This window comes from Nocardia sp. CWNU-33 (genome assembly GCF_046764895.1).
Classification (GTDB): Bacteria; Actinomycetota; Actinomycetes; order Mycobacteriales; family Mycobacteriaceae; genus Nocardia.
In genome coordinates this window covers 99,669-126,199 of record NZ_JBKOQN010000017.1, presented here as the reverse complement: position 1 = coordinate 126,199, position 26,531 = coordinate 99,669, and the positions used below count along the sequence as shown (strand labels likewise).

Sequence of the window (26,531 nt, the reverse complement as noted above, 5' to 3'; positions counted from 1 at the left end):
GTGATAACCCGAACGCACGGGTTCATCCCATACTGAGCTACTCTGCGCCCCACTGATTCCGCAGGCATATCGGTCCACGTGCGCGCCGACGCCACATCTATCGTTGTGTGAAGCCCGATCGCTCAACCAGCAACAGTCCGCCCGGGCACGAGTCGGCATGACGGCACACAAAACGGGCGCGATCGAATGAAAACCGGGGATGGCGGCGAACCGCCGGACCTTACTCCCCCTGGGCGTACTCCCGGAGAATCTCCACGGACTTCTCCGGACGCTCGGACTGCACACTCAGCCGGTCCATAACCGACAGGTACAGCGCCAGATCTTGCCGACGATCCAGGTACAGCGCACTGGTGAGGTGCTCGAGGTAAACGATATCGGGCAGCTCGGGCTCGGCGAAGCGCAGAATGCTGAACGAGCTGCCTGCCGCCGCATGCTCCCCCGCCGCGTACGGCAACACCTGGATGGTGACGTTGGGTAGTTCGGAGAGCTTGATGAGATGTTCCATCTGCTCACGCTGGACGCGCGCGCCGCCGACCGGCCGGTGCAGCGCGGCCTCATCGATCACCGCCCACACGACGGGCGGATCCTGCCGGAACAAGATCTCTTTCCTGCGCTGACGCACCGCGACCCGCCGATCCATGTCGGCGTCCTCGTAACCGAGGGAGACGACCGCCCTGGCGTATTCGGGAGTCTGCAACAGTCCAGGAATCAGATTCGCCTCGTAGGTGCGAATCTTGTTGGCCGCCTGCTCCAAACCCAGGTAGGTGCCGAACCAGGACGGCAGCAGATCGTTGTAGCGATGCCACCAGCCCGGTTCGTTCGCCTGTCTGGCCAGGTCCAGGAATCGTTCCCGCTCCACAGGGTCGTCGACGCCATAGAGGGTCAGCAGATCTCGAATGTCGCGTTCTTTGAAGCCGGTGCGGCCCAGCTCGAGCCGACTGATCTTGGCATGCGAACCACGGATGGCGTCGCCCGCGGCCTCCCGGGTGATATTCGCCTTCTCCCGGAGCTTGCGCAATTGGCCGCCCAGTGCGATCCGCAGCACGGTCGGACCACGTTCCGCGACAACCGATTGCACACGACCGTCGTCATCGGGTTTTGCGATCATGAAGTCATCTCCGATACTCGGGTTTGACGACAGTGTGTCACAAACACCCCAGTTCGAAACACACCGCACCGACCGCCAATGTTACCGCTCAGCTAGTCAGATCGTCGAACTCGCCGGCCTTCGCGCCGCGCACGAACGCATCGATCTCCGGACGGGTGTAGAAGAGCATTCCGCCCTCCGGGTCCCGCGAGTTCCGAACGGCTATCAGGTTATTGGTCGCCTCTGCCACTTCGACGCAGTTCCCACTCGGGTTACTGAACGAGCTCTTGCGCCAGCTGCCATCGATCTTGTTGCTAGATGTATCCGACATTTCCCCACTCCTCGGTTGCGCCAGTGGATCAACTCGAGTCAGTTCTTGCAGATGCACTCTCAAACGTTCTTGCATCTGCACTGACAATTGGGACGATAGCACGAAGTTCACCCTCACGCGCCTACTATTTCGGACCCCACGGTCCACTCTGAACGGGCGACCGCTCCGACCCGCGAAATACCGTGCTCAGCTCACCGATCACGACCGTCCCTGCGGCGCGAATCTTGTACTGTCACAGTGCACATCGGATGTACCAGTCATTAGCGACACCCGCCGCGCCAGCTCGCCCCGCGTGCCGCACCTGCTTGCTGAGGAGCCCCCACTCATGCCCGACGACCACAGCCCATTGATCCGCACCGACATTCCCCATTCGGCGCGAATCTGGAACTACTGGATGGGCGGTAAGGACTACTACGAAATCGATCAGATCGCCGGTGACGCCGGCGTCGAGGTCGACCCCGACATCACCACCATGGCCGTGCAGTCCAGGCAGTTTCTGATCCGTGCCGTGCGCTACCTCGCGGGCGAGCAGGGGATCCGCCAGTTCTTGGACATCGGCACCGGCCTGCCGACCATGCAGAACACCCACGAGGTCGCCCAGAGCGTCATCCCCGAAGCGAAAATCGTTTACGTCGATAATGATCCGCTGGTGCTGACGCACGCCAGGGCGCTGCTGACCAGTACCTCGGACGAGGGTGTGACCACCTACGTCGACTGCGACTTCCACAACCCGGAGCAGATCGTCTCCGACGCGAAGAACGTGCTGAACTTCAACGAGCCGATCGGCGTCATGTTCATGGGCGTGCTCGGCCACGCCAAGACCTATGACGAACTGCTGCGGATCGTGCACACGGTGCTCGACGCCGTGCCGTCGGGCAGTTACCTCGTCATGTGGGACGGCACCGACGACAGCCAGGCCTACGTCACGCTGTGTGAGAACTACACCGGCACCGGCGGCGATCCCTACACGCCGCGGCCGCAGGCCCAAATCCGGTCCGTCTTCGACGGTCTCGAGTTGGTCGATCCCGGTTTCGTCTCCATCACGGAGTGGAGGGCAGGCGACACCGAGGTGGGCGATATTCGGCCCATCTCCGCGTACGGCGCCGTCGCACGCAAGCCGTAGTCGGCCTCACAACGACACTTCGACACCGGCGGTCCTGGGCTATGCGCCAAGGGCCGCTGGCGTTTTCGTTCGACCGTTCATGCAAATGTACTTGCATCTGTAAGCGACAACAGCCTAAACTCGAGCGATAATCCGGGAGGTACGCAGGGAGTTCGCGCCGGCGCGATCAGCCTCCCCATCTCATATGCGAGGGGCGGTCGATGAGTCAGCCATTCCGAACTCCCCACCGAGTTGCGTTTGCCGGCGCCACCGGGATCGAAATGGTGCGGCCACGTGCGGTTCCAGACTTCACACCACCGGATTGCGGCACCGAGCCGCGGGCTCTCACCTACCGGCTGGCCCGCGAAATTCTGCACATTCACGACGTCCACGGACCACAGTGCAGGCAGTGGCTCGCCGCGGCCGCCTACCTCTCCGCCGGACTCGACGACGAATAGTCACCGCATCCGGTCGGCGCGCAATAAAAAAACAGACCGGCCGCTCCGATTTTGGTCGACGCTAATTCCGCGCGACCGATCAGTCGGACACCCCGCCACGGCGCCCGAAACTTTATGACACCACAGCGCGACGGGATATCTACTCGGACAATCACAGGGCCTGACAACAGATCTCACCGATCGCTACCCACATTCATCACAATTTCGTATAGTGATGCACACGATTCGGGCTCAGTTCTATTACGCCCGACGTGGTTACTGGAGCGACGTGTATGACCTTCTCGACGCTGGATCTGTCCATCAACACGCCTGACACGGCGTTGGAAATCGGCGGGCAACCGGCGTCGGTTCCGTTGCAGAACACCGATCGGGTCGCCTCGCGCATGGTGGGCTACTTCGCCACCTGCATGGCCCCCTGCCGCACGCTGCCGGGCGAGCAACTGCGCGGTGACGTCACCAAACTGACCCGCAGCTGTCTTGCGCTCGCCGCCGAAATGTTCGACAAGCGCGCGGTACCCGACGAGGAACAGCTCGACGAGGTCCGCGAAGCCGCGGCGCAATGGGCACGGGAAGCCGTGCCGCTCGGCACCATCTTGCGCGCCTACCACGAAGGACTCCGGATCGCGTTCGGTCTCGTGACCGCGCGGGCCAAGGCCGATGATGTCGACGAGCTGCTCGTCGCCACCGATCTGATGCTCGAACTGCTCGAAGCGATCACCGCTGCTGTGTCGGACGCCTACGTCGACGAACAGCACCTCGTCGCGCGCGAACACCAAACTGCGGCACAGACATTGGCCTCGGCACTGTTGAGCGGACGCAGCAGCTCCGCATTGGCGCGGCAGACTGGTATCCCCATCGCCGAGTCGTACCAGGTGGTGGCCCTGTCGATTCCGGAACATCCGGACGAGCGAGACTCTCGGGTCGACGAGCAGGTCGCAGCGCGCCGCAAGTTGCGCCGGCTGCAGTCGGCGTTGGCCACCGTTTTCGACTCCCGTGTCCTGGCCCTGCTCAGCACCAAGGGCGGCACGCTGCTGATCCCGGTCGACGAGGGCGCGGTGATGCTCACCGGCGAGGTACTCGCGCTGCTCACCGAGGCCGCCGCGGTGCCGCTCACCGCGACGCCGGTCCTGGGTAACACCGAGCAGATCCCGGAGGCTGCCGAGCAGGCGCACGAGCTACTCAACCTGGTCCGGGTGGCCGGACGCGCACCCGGCCTGTACCAGATGGCCGACCTGGCTGTGGAGTACCAGCTCACGCGCGGCGGCCCCGCGACCCGGCGGATCGCCACTATTCTCGATCCACTGGACGCGCACCCCGAATTGTTCGACACGATGCGCGCCTATCTCGGCAACGACATGAACCGCCAGCTGACCGCGAAGCAGCTGTATGTCCACCCGAACACTGTCGACTATCGTCTGCGCCGTATCTCCCAGCTCACTACCATCGACCTGGCCACCTCGGCGGGCATCTCCCAGGCGGCGATCGCGCTGTTGGCCCGCGATCTCGACCGCAGCATCGCGCGCCGTCTATAGGTCCACAGCCCCAGCTCGAGACCTCGTCGCGACCTGATGCGGATTTGTGCTGGTCACACGGTCGCGAACGAGAGATCCTTAGAACTGCCGCGACATATGGATGGTGGAAATATGCGAATTGCGGAGATCTTGCGCAGAAAAGGCACCGAGGTGGCCACCGTGCCGCCCGACACGACGGTGCGCAACCTGCTGGCCGCGCTGGCCGAATACAACATCGGAGCGGTGGTGGTATCGCCGGACGGCAGCCGGATCGCCGGCATCGTCTCCGAACGCGATGTGGTCCGGAGCCTGCACGCGCGCGGCGCGGACCTGCTGGACACCCGAGTATCGGAGATCATGACCGTCGACGTGCGCACCTGCGCACCGGACGACCTGGTCGATGGACTGCGCCGCACCATGACCGAGCACCGGATCAGGCATCTGCCCGTGGTGCACGATGGGCAGTTGATCGGCATCGTCAGCATCGGTGACGTAGTCAAGAGCGCGATCTCCGAACTCGCCAACGAACGCGAACATCTCGTCGAGTACCTGCAGGGCAGATACTGAACGATCGCCACGCCCGTGACGCGTGAAAGACGTTGTGTGCGAGAAACCTTCGAACGCCCTTCGCGAAGTGCGTATCGTTGGTGGCGTCCAGCGGTTCTCGGAAGGGAGCGACACGTTGCGTTCACCTGCGTCCGGGTCGCACCTCACCCCGCCTGCGGCCACCCGGTCGCACGTACCGGCGGTGCCGGAACCGCCGATCTCCCCATCCGCCGCCGCGCGCCGGCTTTTTCCCGCCCTCGCCGAATCCACCGCGGTCTACCTCGACAGCGCCGCAACCACACAGAAGCCGCTGCCGGTCATCGAGGCCATCCACCGGTATCACAGCTCGCGCACCGCCAACGCCGGTCGCGGCACCTACCCGTGGGCAACCAGCCTGACCGGGCAGATCAGCAGGATACGGGCGCATACCGCGGCATTCATCGCCGCCGAACACCCTGACGAGGTCGTTTTCACCGGTGGCGCGACCGCCGCGCTCAACGCCGTCGCACTGTCCTGGGGCCTCGGGGCGCTGGATGACGGCGACGAAATTCTGTACAGCCCACGCGATCACGCCTCCAATGTCCACCCATGGCACCATCTGCGCCGAGTGCTGGCCCGCTTCGGTCGCCACGTCGAATTGGTCCCCTATCGGGTGACCGAACTCGGTGAGGCGGACACCGCCGACATCCTGGCCAAGCTCACCCCGCGCACCCGGTTGATCACCACCAGTCACCTGCATCACGTCTTCGGCGGACTGACCACCCTGGAGGAACTGCGCGGCAGGCTGGACCCCTCGGTGTTGCTGTGTTTCGACTGCAGCCAGAGCGGTGGGCACCTGCCGGTGGACGTGACCGAACTCGGCGCCGACTTCGCAGTGTTCGCCGCGCACAAGATGTTCGGCGCGCCGGGGACCGGAATCCTGTACTGTCGCCGTCGAATTCACGATCAACTGCTGCCCTTCCTCCCTGGTGGCAATTCCGGAGTCGAGCTCACCGACGCCGGGCTCGTCCCGACCGGTATGCCGGGTCTCCTGGAGGGCGGCACCCAGAACATCCCGGGCATCCTCGCGCTCGGCAGCGCATTGGAAGTCCTGGAGTCCTTCGATACCGGGGCGATAGCCGAGCACAATCGCGAGCTCACGCTGCGCCTGATCGCCAATCTGCGCCAGGTGCCCGGCCTGGAATTCCTGCCGGGGCCCGCGCACGCGCCGTGTGCGATCGGCTACGGGATCCTGTCGTTCACTCTCGCCGGAATCTCCGCCACCGACCTCGGATTCATCCTCAGCGAGCTAGGTTTCCTCGTACGCACCGGTGCCCACTGCACGCCGGCCGCCGCGGCCGACGATGCCGACGATTCGGTTCGGGTCAGCACGCACATCTACAACACGCTCGAGGAGATAGACCGCTTCACGGAATGTGTCATGACCATCGCCATGGAGGTTCGATGAGTATCGACGGCTCCCCGCGCTACGACCGGCGGGCCGCTTCCCGAGTGCTGGCCGGACTTGCCCAGCCCGGATTGTTCGCTACGCCCATCCCTGTCCCCGCGGCTCGCAGGATCGAATACACCTGCGCCGCACTGCGTCCCGAATCGAACAGCCATCTCACCTTTTCGCAGCGGCTGTACCTGGAGCGGTTCATGCGCCCCTGCCGTCCCTACCAGGTCACCAGCGCCACACATCGGATCGCCTGGACCGACAGCGACGGAATCCCCAACACCGGCCACTTCCGATCCGACGGGCTGGGGCCGCTCGTCCCGATCGCCATGCGCGAGACGGTGCTGACGCTCTGGCACGCGTTGGCCGCGAATTCCGCTCTCGCCGAACGCATCAGCACACTCGGCCTGCGCGAGCACGCATTGCTGGCGGCTACCACCACCGATCACGAACCCATGGACATCCTCCGCGTCGGCGTCGAAGCGACCGGGCGGGCATTGGCCCAGCACGCGCTGCTCGCCCGGCAGACGCCGTATCGCAGCGCGGCCGAATTCGCCGAAGGAATGCGCGATTCCGGGCTCTTCTCTTCGGTCGCGACCCGCTGGTACTGGGAGCTGCAAGCCTCGACCTATCGGCGCGGAATGATTCCGGTGACCCTGGCCACCCAGCCCGACGGGACCGTCCGCTACACCGCGGACAGCGTGGCGACGCTGCGCGCGATGAAGGACTCGACCATCGAGGATGCGCACAATGTCATGCGGCGTGCCACGAGGGTGGAGGGGTTGAGCGTCGAAGACGCGATCGCCAAATACCACGACGATCTCGACCTCATCTCCCGCCAGTACGCGCTGCTGCCGTCCAACACCCGGCCCGCCTGCCTTGCCGCGATGCCACACCACCTCGGCGGCGGGCACTACACCCTGTTGCCGCTGGTGGTGGACCAGTTCGTCACCGTCTTCGGCTGGCTCGCCGGGCGCTGCGAGATCACCGAGGTAAGCGTCGAACTCGATGAACTGACCGCCGATGGCGAGGCGACCGCCGAGGACCAGGTGTTCTACGTGCCGGACATGAACTGCAAACACTGTGTCCGCACGATCACCGGGGTGCTGGAGTCCATGGGGATCAAGGTCGTCGACATCGATCTGATCAGCAAACGGGTCGTCGCGGAATTCCGCAGCCCGCGTAATCGGGCCCGCGCATTCGAGGCCATACGCGACGGCGGCTACAACCCGGCCGCGGACAAGCCCGTGGCGATCGATACGTCGACAACCGCCCCGTCGGAAACCGCGGTATGACAGCGCCGCTACCGGCGCTGCCAGCAAAGATCCATCCGCTGGTGCGCGCGTTCCTCGACTCACGCGACGCCGTCGAAGACACGGTGGTCCGCTTCGGCTCCCCGGTACATCTGGTGTTCCCACAGGTCTATGCCGAGAACCTCACACGATTCCGCGCCGTCCTCGACCTGCAAGTTTCGCACTACCGAATCTGCTACGCGCACAAGGTGAACCAGTCACGCGCGTTCGTCCGGACAGCCGAGCATGCGGGCGTCGCCATCGATGTCGCCTCACCGCAGGAGCTGGGCAGCGCGATCGGAGCGGGTTTCGATGCGACGCGCATCGAGGTGACCGGGCCGAAAGGCGAAGCATTCCTGCGGCAGCTGATCGACCGCGGCGTCACCATCAATGTCGACAACCTGTGGGAGCTAGGCCGAATTGCCGAACTGGCGGGCGACCGCACGAAAGTGCCGGTACTGCTGCGTGTTTCCGGCTTCGACGCGGCATCGGCGAGCCGGTTCGGCGTACCGCTCGCGCACCTCGACCGCGCCTTCGATCTCCTGTCGGCCAGTCGCAGCCGAATCGCCTTCCTCGGCTTCGCCTTTCATATCGACTCGGGTGAGCCTGCCGAACGCATCAGAGCCATCGATGCCTGCCTGGCCTTGGTCGAACAGGCCTACGACCATGGTCTGACACCGTCGGTGCTGAATATCGGTGGCGGCTTTCGTCAGGTCTTCACCGCCGACGCGGACCGCTTCGACGGCTACGTGCTCGCGCTGCGCGAGGCACTGCTCGGCCGTGGCGCGCAGATGAGTTGGGGGAACAATACTTTCGGCTATCACGTCGACGGCGGCGCGGTGCACGGTATTCCGGTGTTCCACAAGTACGCCAATACCGTGCCCGCGACCACGATGCTCGCCGACCTGCTCGCCGCGCCACTGGAGCGCCACGGTGGGCGCACCGTGGCGCAAGTCGCCGGGGACAATATGCTCGAATTGTGGCTGGAGCCCGGCAAGGCACTTGTCGATCATGCCGGCGTGACGGTGGCGAAGGTCGAGTTCGTCAAGGAGCTGGCCGATGGCACCGTGGTTGTCAATCTCGACATCAGCCGTGATCTGGTGACGCCGGCGGATCAGGAGGTCATGGTCGACCCCATCGTGCTGTCGGGCAACGGCCACCGCCCGGACGCACACGTCGGCCACGCTACAGTGACACCACTGCGCCCTGTGGGCGACACCGCGACGACACCACCTCCAATGCCCGAATCCGGTCCGGTGGCAGTGTATTTCGCCGGTCGGCTGTGCCTTGAACGCGATCTCATCACCAATCACAAGGTATGGCTGCCGCAGCGGCCCCAGCCGGGCGACCTCGTGGTCTTCCCCAATACCGGCGCCTATCACATGGATCTGTCGGCGGCGACGGCCTCGATGCATCCGGTGCCGACCAAGCTTGCCGTCACCCACCACGCGGGCAGTTTCCAGGCGTGCCGCGACGGCGATTATGAACCGCCTGTGCCGGTCGGACTGCCGCCGCACCCGTCTGCCGCACGGGGTCCGCACCGATCGCCAGTGCTGCGCCAAGTCTCCCACGCCGACAACGATGGAGCGCCGTAATGCGCTATGACCACATCACCGAACTCATCGGGAACACTCCGCTGCTGCGCCTCGATCCAGCCGTGCACGGACTGGAGAACGTCGAGCTGTACGCGAAGCTGGAGTCGCACAATCCTTTCGGCTCGGTCAAGGACCGGGTGGCGTGGGGCATGATTCGCGACGATCTCGACGAGATCCGGGCAAACGGGCAGACCCTCATCGAGGCGTCCAGCGGCAATACCGCCAAGGCGCTGCGGATACTCGGCGCGGTGTACGGCGTCGGGCTGCGTGCGGTCACCAACCGGATCAAGGTCGCCGAGGTGCGGGATCTGTTGCAGCTGTTCGGCACCGACATCGTGGAGTTGCCCGGACTGTCCGAGTGCCCGGACCCGACTACACCGAACGACGTGTATTCGGTCATCGAGGCGACGATGGCCAAGGATCCCGACGCGTACTACCACGCCTCGCAGTACACCAACGAGAAGAACATCGAGGCCCATCACCACGGGACCGGCCGCGAAATCCACGAGGATCTCGCCGCTGACGGCATCACGCGTGTCGACTACCTCATCGGCGGTCTCGGCACCACAGGTTCCACCCGTGGCACTGCCACCTACCTGCGCAAACACAATCCCGAATTACGCACCATCGCCGTGGTTTCCGACCGCACCGACTTCATCCCCGGCATCCGCTCGGAGAGCGAAATGTGGGACGTCGGTCTGTTCCAACCCGACTTCTACGACCGTATCGTCACCGTCGACGCCCCGAGCGCCGTCGACGCGACGCTGCGCCTTGCCACCGGCTACGGCATTCTCGCGGGCCCGACCAGTGGCGCCAGTTATACCGCGGCACTCGAAACCTTGCGCATCACAGCGGCTTCCATCACCGATGGCCCCGTCATCGCCGTTTTCATCGTCTGCGATCGCCTGGAACCGTACCTGTCCTATATCAAGAAGCGCAGGCCGGATCTCTTCGACCGCACCGACCGCAGGCCGCAGCCCACCGCGACCGAATTGGCCGCGACACCGGTGCTGTCCCCCGACGAACTCGCAGATCTCGATCGCACCGCCCGACCGACCGTCGTCGACACCAGAGGGGCCATGGCCTACCGCATCGGTCACGTCCCCGGCGCCATCAACATTCGCGACGACCAACTCGACGACATGTTCACCCACGGTATTCCTTTCCCCCGCTCCCGCCCCGTCGTCTTCGTGTGCCCCGTCGGCGAGCTCTCGCTGCGCTTCGCGACCACCGCCCGCGCCGCCGGCTTCGACGCCTACAGTCTGGCCGGCGGCATCGTCGCCTGGCGCGACGCCGGTCTGCCCCTGGAGCGCGGCGCTTGAGTCCGCAGGCACCGGCGCATCACTCCGGCACTTTCCGGACACCGGGCAGCCGCGAAAGACGCGGTGGCCTCGACGCCTACTAATGTGAGACGGTGCAGACAGGGCAGGAATCAGACGACGACGCCGGTCCCCGGATCTGGGGCGGCACGACGCTCACCGAGCGCAGGCAGGCGCGGCGGGCCGCGCTGCTCGAAGCTGCGCTGGACCTGATCGGTGAATCCGGCGCTGCCGGGGTCACCATGCGCGCGGTGTGTCGGCGGGCCAATCTCACCGACCGGTACTTCTATGAGAGTTTCGCCAGCCGCGACGAACTGCTCGACCAGCTCTATCGCCAAGTGGCCGACGAGTTCCTCGAGCCGATGACCGCATTCGCCGCCACCGACAATCCGGCGCGCGACCATGCGCTTTCCGAAGTACTCGTCGATAAGGTGCTCGCGGATCCGCGCAAGTCGCGATTGTTTCTGGTCGAGCCGTATTCGAGCACCGGACTCGGCCAGACCACCATCGCGGTCATGCCGGTGTTCACCCGCCTGATGCAGGACCACTTGTTCGCCCACATCGAAGACCCGGTCCGCCGCCGCCTGGCCGCGGTCACCATGGCCAGCGGTAATGCGGGCATGTTCTCCGCATGGCTCAATGGTTCGCTGCGCGCCACCAGGGAAGAGGTCATCGACCACTGCGCCGAAACGATCGCGGCCTACCGCTGCCTCTATCGGTCTTGACGCTGTGTTCAGGAACACATAGGGCCCACCACGGACAGCGATAGACCCTCCTGGACGCAGGCAGCCAGCTGTAGGCGATAAATCCTGGAAAGCGCCGGACGGACGCATGCCCGGACGTCGCATTGCCAATACTTCCGTTTGGGTGTTTACTGGCCAGCGCAAGGTGCCGATCGTTCGCTGAGGCTCCTTCACGGATACAGGCCAGCGACCCCGAACGTCGAGAGACGCCCCGGGTCAGGACAGGTCTCCCCGGATTAAGGGGTGATCCCGATTGGCTCCCGACACCTGTCGGGTTTACGCCGTGAAGTGCCAAAGGTCTTACGAGGAGGGCTTCCACCGGCAGTTTTGCCGGGATCCCCACGCGTACTCCGCAGCGATTGCCGATACCGCGCCCGGCTTTGCCGTGCGCACAACAGCCGAAGGAGGTGAGCCGGATGCCCGGCGGAGATAATTCGAGAACCCTGTTAGCCAACTATTCACCCGGCGACACCCTCACGGCCGATTTCGGAACGGGACGAGCCCCGTAGCCTGCTGTTCGATGGTGCGCCGACCAGTCAGGGAGTGCGTGATGTCAACGGTAGAAATGATCATTCGGCTGCTCGCGGGCGTCGGCCTCGGCATGGTGATCGGCTTCGAGCGGCAGTACCGGGCCAGGGGTGCGGGCCTGCGCACCAATGCCCTCGTCTCCGCGGGCGCGACGCTGTTCGTCCTGCTGTCGGCCAATGGGTTCGAGGGCGCCACCGCCGACCCGACCCGCGTCGCGGCCCAGATCGTGTCCGGAATCGGCTTTCTGGGCGCGGGCGTCATCATCCGCGACGGATTGAACGTGCGTGGGTTGAATACCGCTGCGACACTCTGGTGTTCGGCGGCTGTCGGCGCACTGGCCGGCGCGGGGATGCTCGGCACCGCGCTGGCGGGCACCGTGGCGATCGTCGTGGTCAATATCGCCCTGCGGGCGGCCGGGCGGGCCGTGGATCGCCGGCCCGACGCATCCGATGAGCAGCCCGCTTCCTACGCCTTCGTCGCCGTGACCAACGACGAGCACGAGGCACACGTCCGCGCGCTGCTGGTGCAGGCGTTGACGCGCACCGATTTCCAGCTGGTTTCGGTGGCCAGTGCGAACACCGACGTTCCAGGCCGGGTGGAGGTACGCGCAGAGCTGACCGGTGACCAGCGCGATGACCGGCAGATGGAGTCGGCGGTGAGCAGGCTGAGCCTGGAGCCGTCGGTGACCAGCGTCGGCTGGCACATCTCGGTGCCCGAGACAGCGGGCGATGCGCGGGCATGACCCTGTTGCGTTCCTACCCCTCACGCGACACCCTCGATCGGTTATACGACTACGACACCCGATTCCGACCGCATCACTGCCGATCCCGTCGCGCGCAGCCACAACCAGGTGCCACTCGCCCTCGGGCACAGGGCTATCGGCCCGATTGGGCGCGCCAGTAGTCGAGGTTGCTTCGGGTCAGTTGGGTGTGGGCGTTATCGGGGCCGAGGACGCGTTCCTGATCGGCGAGCAGTTGTTCGTATTCGGCGATCGCGCGGGTGATGTCACCTGCTTCGCCGTGGCAGGCGGCCAGACAGTTGCGGGTGTAGAGGGTATCGGGGTGGTCAGGGCCGAAGATACGGATCTGGTCGGTGAGCAACGACTCGTATTCTGCTATTGCCCTTGATGTTTCGCCGCCCTCCCGCAACCATCGAGCGATGCTGTTGCGGGTGCGCACGGTTTGGGCGTGGTCGCGGCCGAGCAGGCGATTCAGGTCGGTGAGCAGCTGTTCGAACTCGGCTAGGGCGCGGTCGATTTCACCTGCCATCGCTCGGCTGCGGGCGAGATCATGTCGGGTACGCAGGGTTTCGGGGTCGGCGGTGCCGAGAATTTTCGACTGGTCCTCGATGATCTGCTCGAATTCGGTGATGGCGCGGCGCAGGCTACCGCGTTCGCTGCGCCAATACGCCAGACTGTTGCGCACGCGCAGGGTCCACGGATGGTCGGCGCCGCACACGCGGATGTAATCGATCACGAGCCGTTCGAGTTCGGCGACGGCGCGCTCCAAACGGCCGGTATGCCCCCGCCAGTCGGCGGTGTGGAGGCGAGTGGTGAGGGTGTCGATGTGCTGATCGCCGAGCACTCGCGCCTGATCACGGCCGAGGTTCTCGAGTTCTTCGATGGCGGTATTGATGTCGCCGCTGCGGCCGCGGCTGTTCGCAAGGCGGTTGCGCACGCGCAGGGTGTCGTGATGATCCGCGCCCATGACCGCGGTGAAGCTCGGCAGCCACGCCGACCACAGGTCGCGATTGTCGGCGGCGCGCGGCGTCTGCAGTTGCTCGAGGAAGTCGAAGGCGGCCGCGGAATTGCCGACGGCCAGGTAGTGGCGCACCGCCGCGCCGCGGGCGTAAGTGGTGGCACTCTTCGCGCCGTTGTCCTCGATCGCCGCGATGATTGCCCGGTGGCCGGCGTCGAGTTCCGCTCCGAGCCTGCGGCATTCGGCCCGCAGTCCGGCCAGCAACGCGGCATGGGTCACGCCGACCGCCTCGCGGGCGGTGCCCGGTCGGCTACGAGTGACCAACGAGCCGAGACCGACCGTGAGGTCACGCAGGCGGGCAATCTTGGTCTGGTGGCCCATCCACGTCATCGCCGCGTCGAGCAGTTCGATCGGCAGCGCAGGCCCGACGCCCGCGGCGGCGAGGACACCGAGCAGCGCGCCGATCGTCCCGGCCGTTGCCGCACCCGCGACCTGCAGGGCGGCCCCGATGCGCAAGGCCACCACATCGTCGAGGCCGACGTCGCGCACCATCGCCTGATCGGCCACCGCACCGGGGATCTCGGTCAGCAGCCGAGCCATCAGCCAGCCGGCTGTCACCGAGTCGGAATCACCACGGGTCGAAGGTGTTTCGGCCAAGAGCACATCCGTCCATGCTGTCCACTCGCGCTCGTCGAGCACCATACGACTGTCCCGCGCCGACTCCACCGTGGCGGCGATGTCCTCGGCGACCGGCTCGGAGACCACGATGCGGTGCATGTGGGCGAGCGCCGGAGCATCCTCGATCCCCATGCCCTGCCGAATACCGAGGATGACCCGCACCTGACGAAGGTCATCGCCGCGCGTCAGATCAGCGAAGACATCGATCAGCAATTGTCGGGTGCCGACTTCCGGATGGTTGAGCCCGTCGACGATCATGGTGACCCGTCTACCGTCTTTTGCCAACCGCGCCAACGGATGTCGAACCTCGATGTCGAACACGTCATGAGCGATGCCGTTGTGTTCATCGAGCTCGCGTGCGGTCCGCGCGGCCGCGGCGAACCCGGGCACCCTGGCAGTCAACTGCGCCGACAGCTCGGCGGCCACCGCGTCGACCGAACTGTTCACCGTCAAAAAGATAGCGGCAGTGATGTATTCGGGTGAGATGGGCAGAGTGTCGACGAGACTGGGCCGGATGAGCATGGCCAGCAGGGTCGACTTGCCGACACCCGGCGGGCCGATGACGCCGCGCAATCGGTTGCTGCCGGCTTCGATGATGTCGTCGAGGGTCTCCCTCACCGCGGCGGTGAGCAACAACCTACTGGTCAGCTGGTCGACGAAACCTGCGGCCGGCCGGCCGGTGACCGCATCGCGGCGGCGTGCGATATTCGGCACCAGCCACAGGCCGGGGTCACCGCCCTCGCTGACGGTGACAGTGCCCGAGGTGAAGGACAGATGTTCGGGCTGCTGCCTAATGCACACCGTCGCAATCGGGTCGACCAGATCCGACGGCAGCAGATTCTCGCCACGCAATGGCAGCCCGGAAGCGAAGGTGGACAACATCGTTCGAGTGAAGCAGCCCGCATACGCGGGGCCGTCACCCGCGGCGACCAACAGCTCCATCCGACCCGCCGCCCTGGCCAGCAATTCCGGCCATCGACGGGCCGCGCCGAAGAGGCCCTGCTCGGTCTCGCACGCATCCACCAGCACCACCAGCCCATCGAGCGCCGACCTGTTCAGTCGCTCCCGAATCTCCTGGGTGAGATGAAATGCCGTGTGGGAGTCCGGCATCGACGGCGAATCCTGACCGAGCAGAAAGAAGTCCTCGGCGCTGGTCGCCGTCCCGTGCCCGATGAACCCGATCAACAGTGTGGCCTGCTGCTGCGCTGCGGCTGCGAATGCCACTCCGACCGCCGAACTGAGCTGCGCTGCAGTCGGATTGAGCAGTGGCCCGTCGGCATCGGTCGCGGCTTGCCAACCACCGGCCGCTTTCAAACTCTCGTACAGACCGGTCGCGAGTTCGCCGGTGAACCCCAGTTCCCCCAGCGCCCCGCATTCGGATCCGACGACCAGCGCGAGCCTTCCTCCCATTCAGGCAACCTACCTTCCCTCGCGAAACGGGAACCCCGCATTGGCTGTCTTCCAACGTCGCCCTATGGTCGCTGCCGTGCCCGCAGCGCCGGTGAACCCCAACTCCCCCAGCGCAACGCACTCGGATCCGACAACCAGCGCGAGCCTTCCTCCCATTCAGGAAACCTACCGCCCTCGGGAACCCGACTACCGGACCTCATATTTTTGCGCGGACGACCACCGCGGTTTGCCCGCCGTGATAGGAACGTACTAGAACGTCACACCGTGGCGAGTGACAACCGGGGGCCGTGAAATATGGCAGCGATAGTGCTCGTGCATGGCATCGCGCAGGAACAATATGCGGCGGATGTGCTGGAGGCCCAGTGGATCCCCGCACTGGCGGGCGGAGTTCGCGCGGCCGGGCATCCCGAACTGGCCGATCGGTTGTGGCGCGGGCTGCTGCCGGGGGCCCCCGAGGTTCGGATGGCCTTCTACGGCAACGCTTTTCTGGATCCCGGCGCTCAGGGTGGCGCCGCTCCGATCAGCGATGACGATCAGGAACTCAGCGAACAGCTCGCCGCGGCTTGGCTCGCGACGGCGGCGGCGCAGGCCGGCAACTCGCGAGATCAGATGGAAGCACAGCGCTACCTCGACAACGCCGCGCTCGGCGACGTGGGCCAACAGGGAATCGGGGCGAAGGCCAGGTTCGCCACCAATGCGCTCACCAGGCTGAAGTGGTTCGCGCCCTCCGGATTCGGGCTCGCGGAAAAGTTCGTCAACCGGTCGCTGGCGCAGGTCACCCGGTACCTCTGCGACGAAGCGGTACGCAAGCATGCCCAGCAGCAGGTGCTCGACCTGATCGGACCAGAGACCAGGCTGGTCATCGGACACTCGCTCGGTTCGGTGGTCGCCTACGAGGCCCTGCACCACGCCCCGGGGCCGGTCACGCTGATCACCCTCGGTTCGCCGCTCGCCTTGCAGTCGATCATCTACCCGCGCCTGCGGCCGCAGCCGCCGACCGTTCCACCCGCGCTCGCCCGCTGGGAGAATATCGCCGACCGTGACGATATCGTCGCCGCGCACCTGGACCTGGCCCCTTTCTTCCCACCCGGCCCCGGCGGCACGGTCGTGCCGACAACACATCCCGCCATCGACAATGGCGCACAACCGCACGACGCCACGCACTATCTCACCAAGCGCTCGGTCGGCCATATCGTCGCCGAAGCGCTGAGCGAACAGCGACACCCGTAATCGACGGTCCGACGCCATTTACTCCAGGGCCGAATTCCGCTCCGACGCGTAGGCTGACAGCCCTGGTGTCTAGTCCGAGGAGTTCACCGCGATGACCGACCCCGTGCGGGGTTTGACGGGTACGCTGACGGCGGCGATTCGGGGTGCCGGAATGTTGGGGGAGGTTTTGGTGGCGATTCGCGGGGGGACGGAGCTCTATATCGCACGGGCGGAGGAGCCGATTCCGGCGGGAACCACCGTGTTGATCATCACCGTCAATCCGGGGCGCATCGTCGATGTGGTTCCGTGGATTCCGTTGCAGACGGATCTACCCGAGAAAATGTAAACAAGTAGGGAGTCGACGTGCTGGGGTATCACGTACCTGATCCGGACGAGGCGATGCTCGTCAGTGGCGCCAAGAGCAAGGACGATGTGCCGTTCGGGGTGGTGATCGGACGCGGCAAATGGGTGATGCCCTTCTTCCGCAAGGTGAGCTATCTGTCGCTGGCGATGTTCGAGGCGGAAATCAAGGAGCGCTGCGTCACCAAGCAGGCCATCCAACTCGAGGTGCGCGCGGTGATCGCGTTCAAGGTCGCCAATGACGAGAAGTCGATCGTCAATGCGGCACAACGCTTCCTGTCGGAACAAGAGCGGGAGATGTCGGTGCTCACCGGGCGCATCTTCTCCGGTCATCTGCGCTCGATCGTCGGTTCGATGACGGTCGAGGAAATCATTCGCGAACGGCAGCGCCTCGCCGACGAAGTGCTTGTCGCGTCCAAAGTCGAGATGAGCAATATCGGGTTGTGGGTGGACTCCTTCCAGATCCAGTCCATCGATGACGGCAACCTCGGCTACATCACCGCACTCGCGGCCCCGCACAACGCCGCGGTGCAGCGTGACGCGCAGATCGCGCAATCACAAGCCGCGCAACTCGCCGCGGAGGCCGAGCAGGAGTCGCTGCGCCGACGGGCCGAGTACCAGCGCGAGACCGCGATCCTGAAGGCCCAGTATCAGCGCGATATCGACAAAGCCAATGCCGAGGCGGCGCAGGCAGGGCCGCTGGCCGAGGCCAAGGCCATGCAGGAGGTGCTGACCGCGCAGGCCGAACAGGCCCGTAAGGAGGCCGAACTGCGCGAACAACAATTGCAGGCCGAGGTGGTGAAACCCGCACTCGCGGAGGCGGAACGGGTGCGCATCCTGGCCGAGGCCGAGGCCGACCGGACCAGGATCCAGGCCGATGCGGCCGCATCGAACAATCGAATCGCGTTGGACCAGTTGCTGATCGAGCAGTTGCCGGAGATCGTCAAGCAGGCGTCCAACGGACTGGCGAACGCGAACCTGACGGTCCTGAACGGGCCGGACGGCGTCGGGGAATTGGTCAACGGAATGGTCGGTCAAGGGCTCACCGTCTTCAATTCGTTACAAAAGGCGCTTTCATCCAACGACGGGGAAAATGCGAGCTAAAGTGGCCGAATAGCAACGGCGAGGAGCGGGTGTTGGTGTCCATCGGGAAATTGGTGTCGTTCGACAGCTCTCGGGGGTTCGGGTTCATTCGTCCCGATGACGGTGGACCGGATGTGTTCGTCCACGTGAACGACATCGGTCTCGACGAGGACGAGCTGCGCCAGGGTCGGGTGTTCGAATTCGAGGTGACCGAGGGCGACCGTGGACCCAAAGCGGTCAATCTGACCGTGGTCGGCGGCCAGCAGGCAGCATCGACTCCTCCCCCTCGACACAAAAAGGACCGATCATCCTCCCCCGGCCAGCTGACGGCCGCCGAGCACAAGCGCCAGATCACCGAGCTGCTCCTGGACGCGAGCCCGGCATTGACCGCGGGCGAAATCCTGACGATCCGCGATCGCCTCACCGCCTATGCCGACCAGCACGGCTGGCTCGAATGAGCTCGGACCGAACACGAAGGTAGCCGCGATGGAACTGCGGCCGATCACCGCAGCTCCAGACCTGCGCGCACCGGTTGCCCGGCCCGACATCACCGCGGCCCGGTTGCCCGAAGTTCACGATGTTGTCGGACCTGGGACCTACGATCGAGCCGGAGCCTCAGCCCGCGATAACCGATGAATCTTCGTCGGCGACGGCGTCGACATGGGTGAGGAACAAACCGAGGAGGAGCGCGTGGACCTACCGGTGATGCCACCAGTCCGGCCGATGCTGGCGAAAACAGCCCCGTCGGTACCGCGTGAGCCGGGCCTGAGCTATGAACCGAAATGGGACGGCTTTCGCTGCGTCGTTTTCCGCGACGGCGACGAGATCGAACTCGGGTCACGCAACGACCGCCCGCTGACCAGGTATTTCCCCGAGGTCGCCGAATTGCTGAAGCAGGCGCTGCCGGAGAAATGCGTGGTGGACGGCGAAATCGTCGTGGTCACAGATCAGGGCCTCGATTTCGATACGCTACAGAATCGTCTGCACCCGGCGGCCTCGCGTGTGAACAAGCTGGCCAAGGAAACACCGGCCAGTTTCGTCGCCTTCGATCTGCTTGCGCTCGGTGACAAGGATCTGACCGGCGAACCATTCGCCGAACGCAGGCGACTACTGGCGACCATTCTCGACACCGAATTCGCCAGGGTGCACCTCACCCCGATCACCGAGGACCCAGAGATCGCCGAGGACTGGTTCACCCGGTTCGAGGGCGCGGGCTTCGACGGCGTCATGGTCAAGTCGAACGATCTGGCCTACCTGCAGGACAAAAGGGTGATGCTCAAGATCAAGCACGAGCGCACCGCTGACTGTGTGGTCGCCGGCTTCCGCTGGCACAAGGACGGCGAGGGTGTCGGCTCGTTGCTGCTCGGTCTTTTCGATGACGAAGGGCACCTGCATCATGTCGGGGTGGCGAGCAGTTTCACTGCGGCCAAGCGCAAGTCGCTGGTCGAGGAGCTGAAACCGTTGCGCGAGCATGCACTGGAGAACCATCCGTGGCGGGAGTGGGCCGATGCTGCCGCGCAGGCGAAGGCCGACGGCAAGATGCCGGGCGGGGTGAGCCGATGGACCGGCGGCAAGGACCTGTCCTGGGAGGCGCTGCGCCCGGAGCTGGTCGCCGAGGTCCGCTACGAACATGTGCAGTCGGGCCGCTTGCGCCACGGCGGCCGGCTGGTTCGCTTCCGCGCCGACCGGACCCCGGAATCATGCACCTACGCCCAGCTCGACGAGGTCGCTCCCGCCGAATTGAGCACCCTCTTCACCGAAATCCAGGGAAAGTGATGAGCGCGTCCGTCGATATCGAGGTGGACGGCAGAACCGTCACCATCAGCAATCCCGACAAGATCTATTTCACCAAGCGCGGCGAAACGAAACTTGATCTGGTGCACTACTACCAGGCGGTCGCCGAACCGTTCCTGAAGGTGGTCGGCAATCGACCGCTGCTGCTCGAGCGCTATCCCGACGGCGCGTCGGGGAAATCGTGGTTCCAGAAGCGGGTTCCGAAATCCGCGCCGGATTGGCTGCACACCGTCGAGGTCTCCACACCCAACGGGACCACCAGCGACGCCCTTGTCGCGCATGATCTCGCGCATATCCTGTGGGCGGTGAACCAGGGCTGCTTGGGCTTTCACGTCTGGCCCAATCAGGTGGACGATCTGAAGATCGCCGACGAACTGCGCATCGACCTGGACCCCTCCCCCGGTATCACCTTCGACGATCTCAAGCATGCCGCCGTGCTGACCCGCGAACTGTTCACCGAACTCGGCATCGAATCCTCGATCAAGACCTCCGGTTCTCGCGGTCTGCACATTTATGTTGCGCTGGAACCGAATTGGGATGGCTACCAGGTTCGCGCCGCCGCTGTGGCCTTGGCTCGCGAGCTCGAGCGCCGCCATCCCGACGAGATCACCGCGCAATGGTGGAAAGAGGAACGCGGCAGTCGCGTGTTCATCGACTTCAACCAGAACGCCCCGCACAAAACGGTTTTCGGCGCCTGGTGCGTGCGTCCGAAGGTCGGTGCCCAGGTGTCGACGCCGATCGCCTGGTCCGAACTCGACACCATCGTCCCCGACGAACTCACCATCGCCACCGTGCCCGCGCGGTTGGCCGCGCTCGGCGATCCGTGGGCCGACCGTGCCCCGCAATCGATCGAATCGCTGCTGACGATGTCCGAACGCGATATGGCCGCAGGCCTGATGGACGCGCCGTGGCCGCCGCAGTATCCGAAGATGCCCAACGAGCCGCCCCGCGTGCAGCCGAGCCGGGCCAAGAAGGCCGACTAACAGCTACCGCGGCGCTACTCCGTCCACAGCACCCACACCTTGCTCTCGCACGCCAGCGCATGACCGTCCGCGGTGCGTGCACTCTTGGTTGTGCCGGAAACTTCGCATTTCGTCCCGGCCTGCTGCACGGCCGTCGCGATGGTGTAAGGCCCTGCCCACTGGTAGCCACCACTCGCCGGAGTGGCCAGGCATAGCAGGGTGTTCCCGTCCGCGCCTGTACCGATGAGCGCGGGGTCCGAACATGCCGTGCCCTTCTTCGGAGTGACCAGGTTGGTCGACGCGGAGGTCGTGGTCACCGGCGGCGGCGCGACCGTGGTCGGCGCCACCGTCGTCACGACGACGGGCGGCGCGGCAACGGTCGATACCTCGGTGACCTTGTTCGCGCGCGACACGGAATCGGTCCATGCCGTTCCGGACAACGCCACGAATCCCGCGAGCGCCGTCGCCTCGGCCACCCCGATCAGCAGCGCGGACACCGCCATCGCCTTGCCACGTGGATGACTGAAGGCGATGAAACCGAACACAATCGCCACCGGAAACAACCCCAGCAACGCGGCAACCAGCGCGACGATCGCATACGGGTTCACGATGGGCGGAATCTCCACCCGCAACCGACCCGTCCGGCGACGACCGGGCTGCGGCGCCTCCGACCAGCGTCCCTCGGCGTCCGCCTCGGGCCAACGCTCCTCGGATTCCGATTCCTGTTGCCAGTTCTCCTCGTGCTGCGCCTCTGGCCAGCGCTCGATCTCACGGCGTTCCATCCGTGCCATGCCAGGTCCGTCCCTCTCCACACCACAACCGCGCAGGAGCCTCGGACTGCCCGGACCCGCCCCGATATCGACACAGAATAGGGGCGAACAGCCGCAGGATCATCCGAAACGTCCAATCGGCCGTCATCAAAGCGTAATAACGAAGCCGGAGCAACATTTCGCAGCGGTGGGAACAGTACGACTTCCGCTGCGCCCGCCCCGGAATAACGAACCAGCAAACACCCCTCGCGGATCGCGCAGCCGAGGTCCATGCTGATCACAAGGTGAAATCGCTGATCATGTGCTGACTCGAAACCAGGAGGAGACATGTTCGGTAGTACGGATTCGACCCAAGGGCGGCCGTGGCACGCTCATGCGGGCGATCTGCTCGGCGACGACTACAACGTGCCCGGCCTGATCCTGTGCGCTCTCGGCATCGTGGCGATGGCGTGCACCCTCACCGCAGCCGGATACGGGTTCACCGGCTGGACGCAGATCGGCGCGATCGCAACCGCCATGCTGTGGATAGTGGGCATCGGCGCGCTGGTCGTCGAGCATCGGCGCGAGGAAGTGATCGAGCTGAAGTACGGCAGACAGGGGCACGCGCCAGGACATGTCCGGCACGTTCCCTACGGCGCCGCGCCACGCGGCACCACGACATCGGGCGAGCCGGCCCGTGAGCTGACCTAGCACCTCGAACGGGCCGCCTCCGCGCTCACCGGCGCGGGTCCACTTTCGGCATCGTTTCGGTCATCAACGTCATCAGCATGTCCGCGAGCAACACGTGCACCTGTTCGCGGGTGAGTGTGCCTCGGGTGATCCACTCCCGTCCGGCCACCTTCACCAGACCACCGAAGGCACGGACCATCGCGCGCAATTCCGCACTGTGTGTCGAATCGGCGCGTCCGACCATCAGCAGCATGCGCTCGGCGGCCGCGTCGTCGGCTTGGTCGAGGATGTGCTGCACCTCGGGGTCGTTGCCGACGCCCTCGTGACTTGTCACCTTCACCCAGGTGCTGCCGTGTTCGGAGATCACGTCCAGCAGCCAATGCACGCTGGCGTCGACTCGCTCGCGATCGGTGCCGCTCGGCGTCACCATGTCGTCGAGCCGCGGCAAGGTGACCATCCGGCGCACCACGGCGAGGTAGAGGTCGCGCTTGTTGCCGAAGTAGTGATTGATCAGGCCGCGCGCCACACCTGCGCGCTGAGCCAGCTCGGCGGTCGAGACTGCCGCGTAGGGACGCTCACCGAACATGTCGATCGCGCAGGCGAGGATTTGCGCGCGCCGTTCATCGGGTTCCAGCCTGCGCCTGCGCGGCTGCGCCTCGTCGGAGGACGCGGCCGCCGACGAAGCCGCCTCACCCCTGACTTCAGAGAGACCGGGCAATGAGATCCTTCATCACCTCGTTGCTGCCCGCGAGGATGCGCAGGACGCGGGCGCCGGTGTAGAGCTGGGAAATCGGATACTCCGTCATGTAGCCGTAGCCGCCGAACAGTTGCAGGCAGCGGTCAACCACGATACCCAGCTGATCGGTGAGCCAGTACTTGGACATCGCAGCAGTGGGAATGTCCAACTCGCCGCGCAGGTGCTTGACGATGCAATCGTCGAGGAAGGTGCGACTCACCGTGGCGATGGTCGCGCACTCTGCCAGTTCGAACTTGGTGTTCTGCATCGCGAACAGCGGCTTGCCGAATGCCTCACGGCCTTTGGTGTAGTCAACGGTCAGCTGGACGGCCTTCTCCATCATGGCTACCGCGATGATCGCGGTCACCAGTCGCTCCTGGGCGAGCAGCTGCATCATTTGATAGAAGCCTTGGCCCTCGGCCTCCCCGAGCAGGTTCGAGGCGGGCACCCGCAAGCCGTCGAAGAACAGCTCGGCGGTGTCCTGGGCCTTGCCGCCGATCTTGTTCAGGATGCGACCCCGCTTGAATCCCGGGGTGTCGTCGCCGACCTCGGCGAAAATCAGCGAAACGCCTGCGGCGCCCTTGGTCGGGTCGGTTTTCACGGCGATAATGATGCCGTCGCACAACCAGCCGTTGGTGATGAAGATCTTCGAGCCTGTGATGACGTACTCGTCGCCTTCACGGACCGCCCTGGTCTTGATGTTCTGCAGGTCCGAGCCGGTGCCCGGTTCGGTCATACCGATCGACAGCACCATCTCGCCGCTTGCGGCCTTCGGCAGCACCCGCCGCTTCAGTTCCTCGGACCCGAACTCGTTGAGGTAGGGCGCGATGATCGAGCTGTGCACGGGCATGCCGAGCGCGCCGTCTCCTGCGGACGCCTGCTCCTCGATGACGGCCGCGTCGTGCGCGAAAGTGCCTCCACCGCCGCCGTATTCACTCGGCAGCGCGGTGCACAGCAGACCGAGTTCGCCTGCGCGGTTGTACAGCGCGCGATCGGGATGCCCCTGAGCGACGAACTTCTCCTCATGCGGGACGACTTCTTTTTCGAAGAAGTTCTTGGCCAGGTCTCGTACCGCTTCGACCTCGTCATCACTCCACGCGGCGCGTGCCATCGTCCGATCCTTTGCTCGCCTCGGGCCGGCCTCGCCGCCGGCTCGTCGACATCAGATTCCACCACTATTGGCATGATGTCAACAAGGCGTGTACACGTCGGCCCAATAGTGGAAATATCGACGAACCCGCGTCGAATCTCCGTGCCGCAGGTGCGCTCAGTATCCGTGCCCGGCAACAGCGGGGTTGGCCTGGGGAACTTCGGCCGCCAGATTACTGCCATCTCTCGAGACACCGTACGTGCGCATCACGTAGTTCATGCTGGCGGCGACGTTGGCGACCGGATCTCTGATGAAGTTGGAGGTCCCGGGGACATGGTTTTCACGGAATGTGCTCGGAATGCACTGAGCGAGACCCTCAGAGGGGTGACCAGCGTCGGCATTGCTGTCCTCCAGGTTGATGGCGTTGGGGTTGTTGCTCGATTCGCGTTCGATCAGGACCAGATAGCCCTTCCGCCAATTCTCGCGAGCCACCGGATCGGTGATCCCGAGCGCATCGAGCGCACCCTCAATGGCCTGGTTGACCGTAGTGGTGCCCGTGTACTTCGCGTAGTCGGAAGCCGACGGGGCCCTGTACGGACCGTACGAGGAACCCCGTCGACCACCACCGGAACGACCGGAATAGCTCGGCACGTAGCCAGGCTTCGAGGCATACGTGGATGTCGCCTTTTCGATTTCCTTCTTATGGTCGTCAACCTGCTTGTTCGCCCCTTCCACCTTCTTGCGCACACTCTCTGACGCATTCAAGGCGGCGGTGATGAGCGGTGCTTCCTGAGACGCGGTGAGATACTCCTGCTTCTCGCGCAGCGCAGGAGCGGCCGCCAAGACGTTGGCCAGGCCCTTGGCCTCGTCTTTGATACTGGTGAATGTCTGGCTCGAGACGTCGAAAACGCCATATGAGGACATGTCGATGCCCTCGTCCTGCTTCTTTATGTCGGACTTGATCGCGCGAACCTCATCCAGGCGCGACGAATAGGAGTCGACCATGACAGACTTGTTCTGCGTATCGACAAGCTTCTTGTCGGACAGGAGCTTCATCAGGTTCGGCGGATCCGCCGAAGATCCGGTCGCCAACTGATCTGCCGACGTTTGAATCACCACCCGCGCAGTCGTAACAACCTCGATGAGGCCCGCTGTCGCGCCCGCGGGAGGTTCTATACCCTCCGGCATCCATCGCTTGGCCTTGGCGGTCACCTCGTCACCCGACCACTGTCGACGCGGACACCACATGTTATCGGGCACACGAACAGTGGCATCGCATCCTCACTCACCGGGCGGTTTGGGGGCCGCACACGTACGGCCCGGCACCAACGACAGATTGGAGTATGACGTAACAGCGGGTCGACAATCGTTCCCCTACATTGGGAACACCGCCCGCGCTACAGCCACACGGTCTGCTGGGAGCCCGGTCAGGTTGCGGGCTGTTGTGACTGGTTGACTGCCGCCAAGGACGTGAAGATCGGGATGTCCGGGTCTGCCGAGATGCCCTGGCGGCGCAGGAAGCCGTCGATGAGGCCCCAGACGAATTCGGTAGCCTGCTCGACGAATTCGACCGTCGTCGTGGGGCGCGGGACCTCCGAATCTCCGAGCCACAGATCGGTGATCGAGACGACGACTCCGACGACCGCGCGAGCCAAGTATTCGATGCCGGTCGCGTCGATCTGGATGGATTCGGCTACCTCACGCGCCTGCGCGGCGAAGCGGCCCGCCGCGGCGCGACCGAGGTCGAATTGGAGCACCGAACCATCGGCGTGTTGCGTGACGTGCGCTTGCCCGAGGAATCGAAAAACGTTGGGGTGCTGGAGAATACTGTCGGCGTAACCGGCGAGGACGCGGTGCAGCGCAGTGCGCGGCGGCTGCAGCATGAGGGTGAGATCATTGCCTGCGGCAGCGCCTGCTGCCTTGGCCATCCGATTGCCGATCTCGGTGTAGAGATCAGCCTTGTCGGCGAATTGGCGATACAGCCGAGGTTTGGTGATGCGGGCCTCGCGGGCGATGTCGTCCATGCTCGGCCGCGGACCATCCCTGTCGATCACCCGGATGGCGGCGTCGACGATTTCCTCGCGGGTGATCGTCCTCGCTGCGGATCTGGTGTCGGATCGGGGCAC

25 protein-coding genes and 1 riboswitch are annotated in these 26,531 nt (G+C 64.9%); of the genes, 17 read left to right on the top strand and 8 right to left on the bottom strand.

The window, feature by feature from the left end; translation table 11 throughout:
• Positions 1–220: 220 nt before the first annotated feature.
• Positions 221–1,108: a helix-turn-helix transcriptional regulator gene (locus ACLMAL_RS23075; RefSeq protein WP_328402544.1), complete on the bottom strand. Its 888-nt coding sequence runs from the start codon at positions 1,106–1,108 to the stop codon at positions 221–223.
• Positions 1,109–1,196: 88 nt separating this feature from the next.
• Positions 1,197–1,418 (bottom strand): DUF397 domain-containing protein, encoded by a 222-nt coding sequence (locus tag ACLMAL_RS23070; RefSeq protein ID WP_412000970.1) that lies wholly within the window; start codon positions 1,416–1,418, stop codon positions 1,197–1,199.
• 325 nt (positions 1,419–1,743) lie between these two features.
• Here ACLMAL_RS23070 and ACLMAL_RS23065 point away from each other — a divergent pair, with 325 nt between their 5' ends.
• From ACLMAL_RS23065 to ACLMAL_RS23020, 10 genes are all read left to right on the top strand, one after another.
• Entirely contained in the window at positions 1,744–2,541 is a 798-nt protein-coding gene (locus ACLMAL_RS23065) for an SAM-dependent methyltransferase (RefSeq protein WP_328402548.1), read from the top strand.
• A 200-nt stretch (positions 2,542–2,741) separates the two neighbouring features.
• Positions 2,742–2,978 carry a hypothetical protein gene (locus ACLMAL_RS23060; RefSeq protein WP_328402549.1) on the top strand — a complete coding sequence of 79 codons (237 nt, stop codon included), beginning with the start codon at positions 2,742–2,744 and terminating at the stop codon, positions 2,976–2,978.
• A 272-nt stretch (positions 2,979–3,250) separates the two neighbouring features.
• A complete protein-coding gene (locus tag ACLMAL_RS23055; RefSeq protein WP_412000969.1) occupies positions 3,251–4,510 on the top strand; it encodes a PucR family transcriptional regulator in 1,260 nt (419 codons plus the stop codon).
• Positions 4,511–4,621: 111 nt separating this feature from the next.
• Positions 4,622–5,056, top strand: coding sequence for a CBS domain-containing protein (locus ACLMAL_RS23050; protein ID WP_412000968.1), 435 nt, complete (start codon positions 4,622–4,624; stop codon positions 5,054–5,056).
• A 115-nt stretch (positions 5,057–5,171) separates the two neighbouring features.
• Entirely contained in the window at positions 5,172–6,482 is a 1,311-nt protein-coding gene (locus ACLMAL_RS23045; RefSeq protein ID WP_412000967.1) for an aminotransferase class V-fold PLP-dependent enzyme, read from the top strand.
• Positions 6,479–7,765, top strand: a complete 1,287-nt coding sequence (locus ACLMAL_RS23040) for a heavy-metal-associated domain-containing protein (RefSeq protein ID WP_412000966.1) — start codon at positions 6,479–6,481, stop codon at positions 7,763–7,765. Before ACLMAL_RS23045 ends, ACLMAL_RS23040 begins: the two co-directional genes overlap by 4 nt.
• The gene (locus ACLMAL_RS23035; RefSeq protein ID WP_412000965.1) at positions 7,762–9,357 is read left to right on the top strand and encodes a decarboxylase; all 1,596 of its coding nucleotides are present in this window, start codon (positions 7,762–7,764) and stop codon (positions 9,355–9,357) included. Before ACLMAL_RS23040 ends, ACLMAL_RS23035 begins: the two co-directional genes overlap by 4 nt.
• Entirely contained in the window at positions 9,357–10,679 is a 1,323-nt protein-coding gene (locus ACLMAL_RS23030; protein WP_412000964.1) for a pyridoxal-phosphate dependent enzyme, read from the top strand. The genes ACLMAL_RS23035 and ACLMAL_RS23030 overlap by 1 nt, the downstream gene beginning before the upstream one ends.
• Before the next feature lie 92 nt (positions 10,680–10,771).
• The gene (locus ACLMAL_RS23025) at positions 10,772–11,401 is read left to right on the top strand and encodes a TetR/AcrR family transcriptional regulator (protein ID WP_406230877.1); all 630 of its coding nucleotides are present in this window, start codon (positions 10,772–10,774) and stop codon (positions 11,399–11,401) included.
• A 162-nt stretch (positions 11,402–11,563) separates the two neighbouring features.
• A riboswitch (M-box (ykoK) riboswitch) is annotated at positions 11,564–11,735 on the top strand.
• A gap of 234 nt (positions 11,736–11,969) precedes the next feature.
• The gene (locus ACLMAL_RS23020; protein WP_412000963.1) at positions 11,970–12,689 is read left to right on the top strand and encodes an MgtC/SapB family protein; all 720 of its coding nucleotides are present in this window, start codon (positions 11,970–11,972) and stop codon (positions 12,687–12,689) included.
• Between the two features lie 133 nt (positions 12,690–12,822).
• On the opposite strand, the gene ACLMAL_RS23015 is transcribed toward ACLMAL_RS23020, so the two are convergent.
• Positions 12,823–15,732 (bottom strand): tetratricopeptide repeat protein, encoded by a 2,910-nt coding sequence (locus ACLMAL_RS23015; RefSeq protein WP_412000962.1) that lies wholly within the window; start codon positions 15,730–15,732, stop codon positions 12,823–12,825.
• Between the two features lie 294 nt (positions 15,733–16,026).
• On the opposite strand from ACLMAL_RS23015, the gene ACLMAL_RS23010 reads away from it, so the two are divergent.
• The 6 genes from ACLMAL_RS23010 (at position 16,027) to ligD (ending at position 21,161) form a co-directional block, all read left to right on the top strand.
• Positions 16,027–16,962: a hypothetical protein gene (locus tag ACLMAL_RS23010; protein ID WP_412000961.1), complete on the top strand. Its 936-nt coding sequence runs from the start codon at positions 16,027–16,029 to the stop codon at positions 16,960–16,962.
• A gap of 91 nt (positions 16,963–17,053) precedes the next feature.
• Positions 17,054–17,287 carry a hypothetical protein gene (locus tag ACLMAL_RS23005; RefSeq protein ID WP_328402573.1) on the top strand — a complete coding sequence of 78 codons (234 nt, stop codon included), beginning with the start codon at positions 17,054–17,056 and terminating at the stop codon, positions 17,285–17,287.
• 17 nt (positions 17,288–17,304) lie between these two features.
• Positions 17,305–18,405 carry an SPFH domain-containing protein gene (locus ACLMAL_RS23000; protein WP_328402575.1) on the top strand — a complete coding sequence of 367 codons (1,101 nt, stop codon included), beginning with the start codon at positions 17,305–17,307 and terminating at the stop codon, positions 18,403–18,405.
• 29 nt (positions 18,406–18,434) lie between these two features.
• A complete protein-coding gene (locus ACLMAL_RS22995; RefSeq protein WP_412000960.1) occupies positions 18,435–18,842 on the top strand; it encodes a cold-shock protein in 408 nt (135 codons plus the stop codon).
• A gap of 232 nt (positions 18,843–19,074) precedes the next feature.
• Complete coding sequence (locus ACLMAL_RS22990; protein WP_412000998.1) at positions 19,075–20,160, top strand: ATP-dependent DNA ligase; 1,086 nt, start codon at positions 19,075–19,077, stop codon at positions 20,158–20,160.
• Complete coding sequence (gene ligD, locus ACLMAL_RS22985) at positions 20,160–21,161, top strand: non-homologous end-joining DNA ligase (protein WP_412000959.1); 1,002 nt, start codon at positions 20,160–20,162, stop codon at positions 21,159–21,161. Before ACLMAL_RS22990 ends, ligD begins: the two co-directional genes overlap by 1 nt.
• A 14-nt stretch (positions 21,162–21,175) precedes the next feature.
• Here ligD and ACLMAL_RS22980 read toward each other — a convergent pair whose 3' ends face one another.
• A complete protein-coding gene (locus ACLMAL_RS22980; RefSeq protein ID WP_412000958.1) occupies positions 21,176–21,931 on the bottom strand; it encodes a DUF4190 domain-containing protein in 756 nt (251 codons plus the stop codon).
• A 306-nt stretch (positions 21,932–22,237) separates the two neighbouring features.
• Here ACLMAL_RS22980 and ACLMAL_RS22975 point away from each other — a divergent pair, with 306 nt between their 5' ends.
• Entirely contained in the window at positions 22,238–22,600 is a 363-nt protein-coding gene (locus tag ACLMAL_RS22975) for a hypothetical protein (protein WP_412000957.1), read from the top strand.
• 25 nt (positions 22,601–22,625) lie between these two features.
• Here ACLMAL_RS22975 and ACLMAL_RS22970 read toward each other — a convergent pair whose 3' ends face one another.
• The 4 genes from ACLMAL_RS22970 to ACLMAL_RS22955 form a co-directional block, all read right to left on the bottom strand.
• Complete coding sequence (locus ACLMAL_RS22970; RefSeq protein WP_412000956.1) at positions 22,626–23,297, bottom strand: TetR/AcrR family transcriptional regulator; 672 nt, start codon at positions 23,295–23,297, stop codon at positions 22,626–22,628.
• A complete protein-coding gene (locus ACLMAL_RS22965; RefSeq protein ID WP_412000955.1) occupies positions 23,281–24,426 on the bottom strand; it encodes an acyl-CoA dehydrogenase family protein in 1,146 nt (381 codons plus the stop codon). Before ACLMAL_RS22965 ends, ACLMAL_RS22970 begins: the two co-directional genes overlap by 17 nt.
• Positions 24,427–24,582: 156 nt before the next feature.
• Positions 24,583–25,617, bottom strand: a complete 1,035-nt coding sequence (locus ACLMAL_RS22960; protein WP_412000954.1) for a transglycosylase SLT domain-containing protein — start codon at positions 25,615–25,617, stop codon at positions 24,583–24,585.
• 215 nt (positions 25,618–25,832) lie between these two features.
• Positions 25,833–26,531 carry a TetR/AcrR family transcriptional regulator gene (locus ACLMAL_RS22955; protein ID WP_412000953.1) on the bottom strand — a complete coding sequence of 233 codons (699 nt, stop codon included), beginning with the start codon at positions 26,529–26,531 and terminating at the stop codon, positions 25,833–25,835.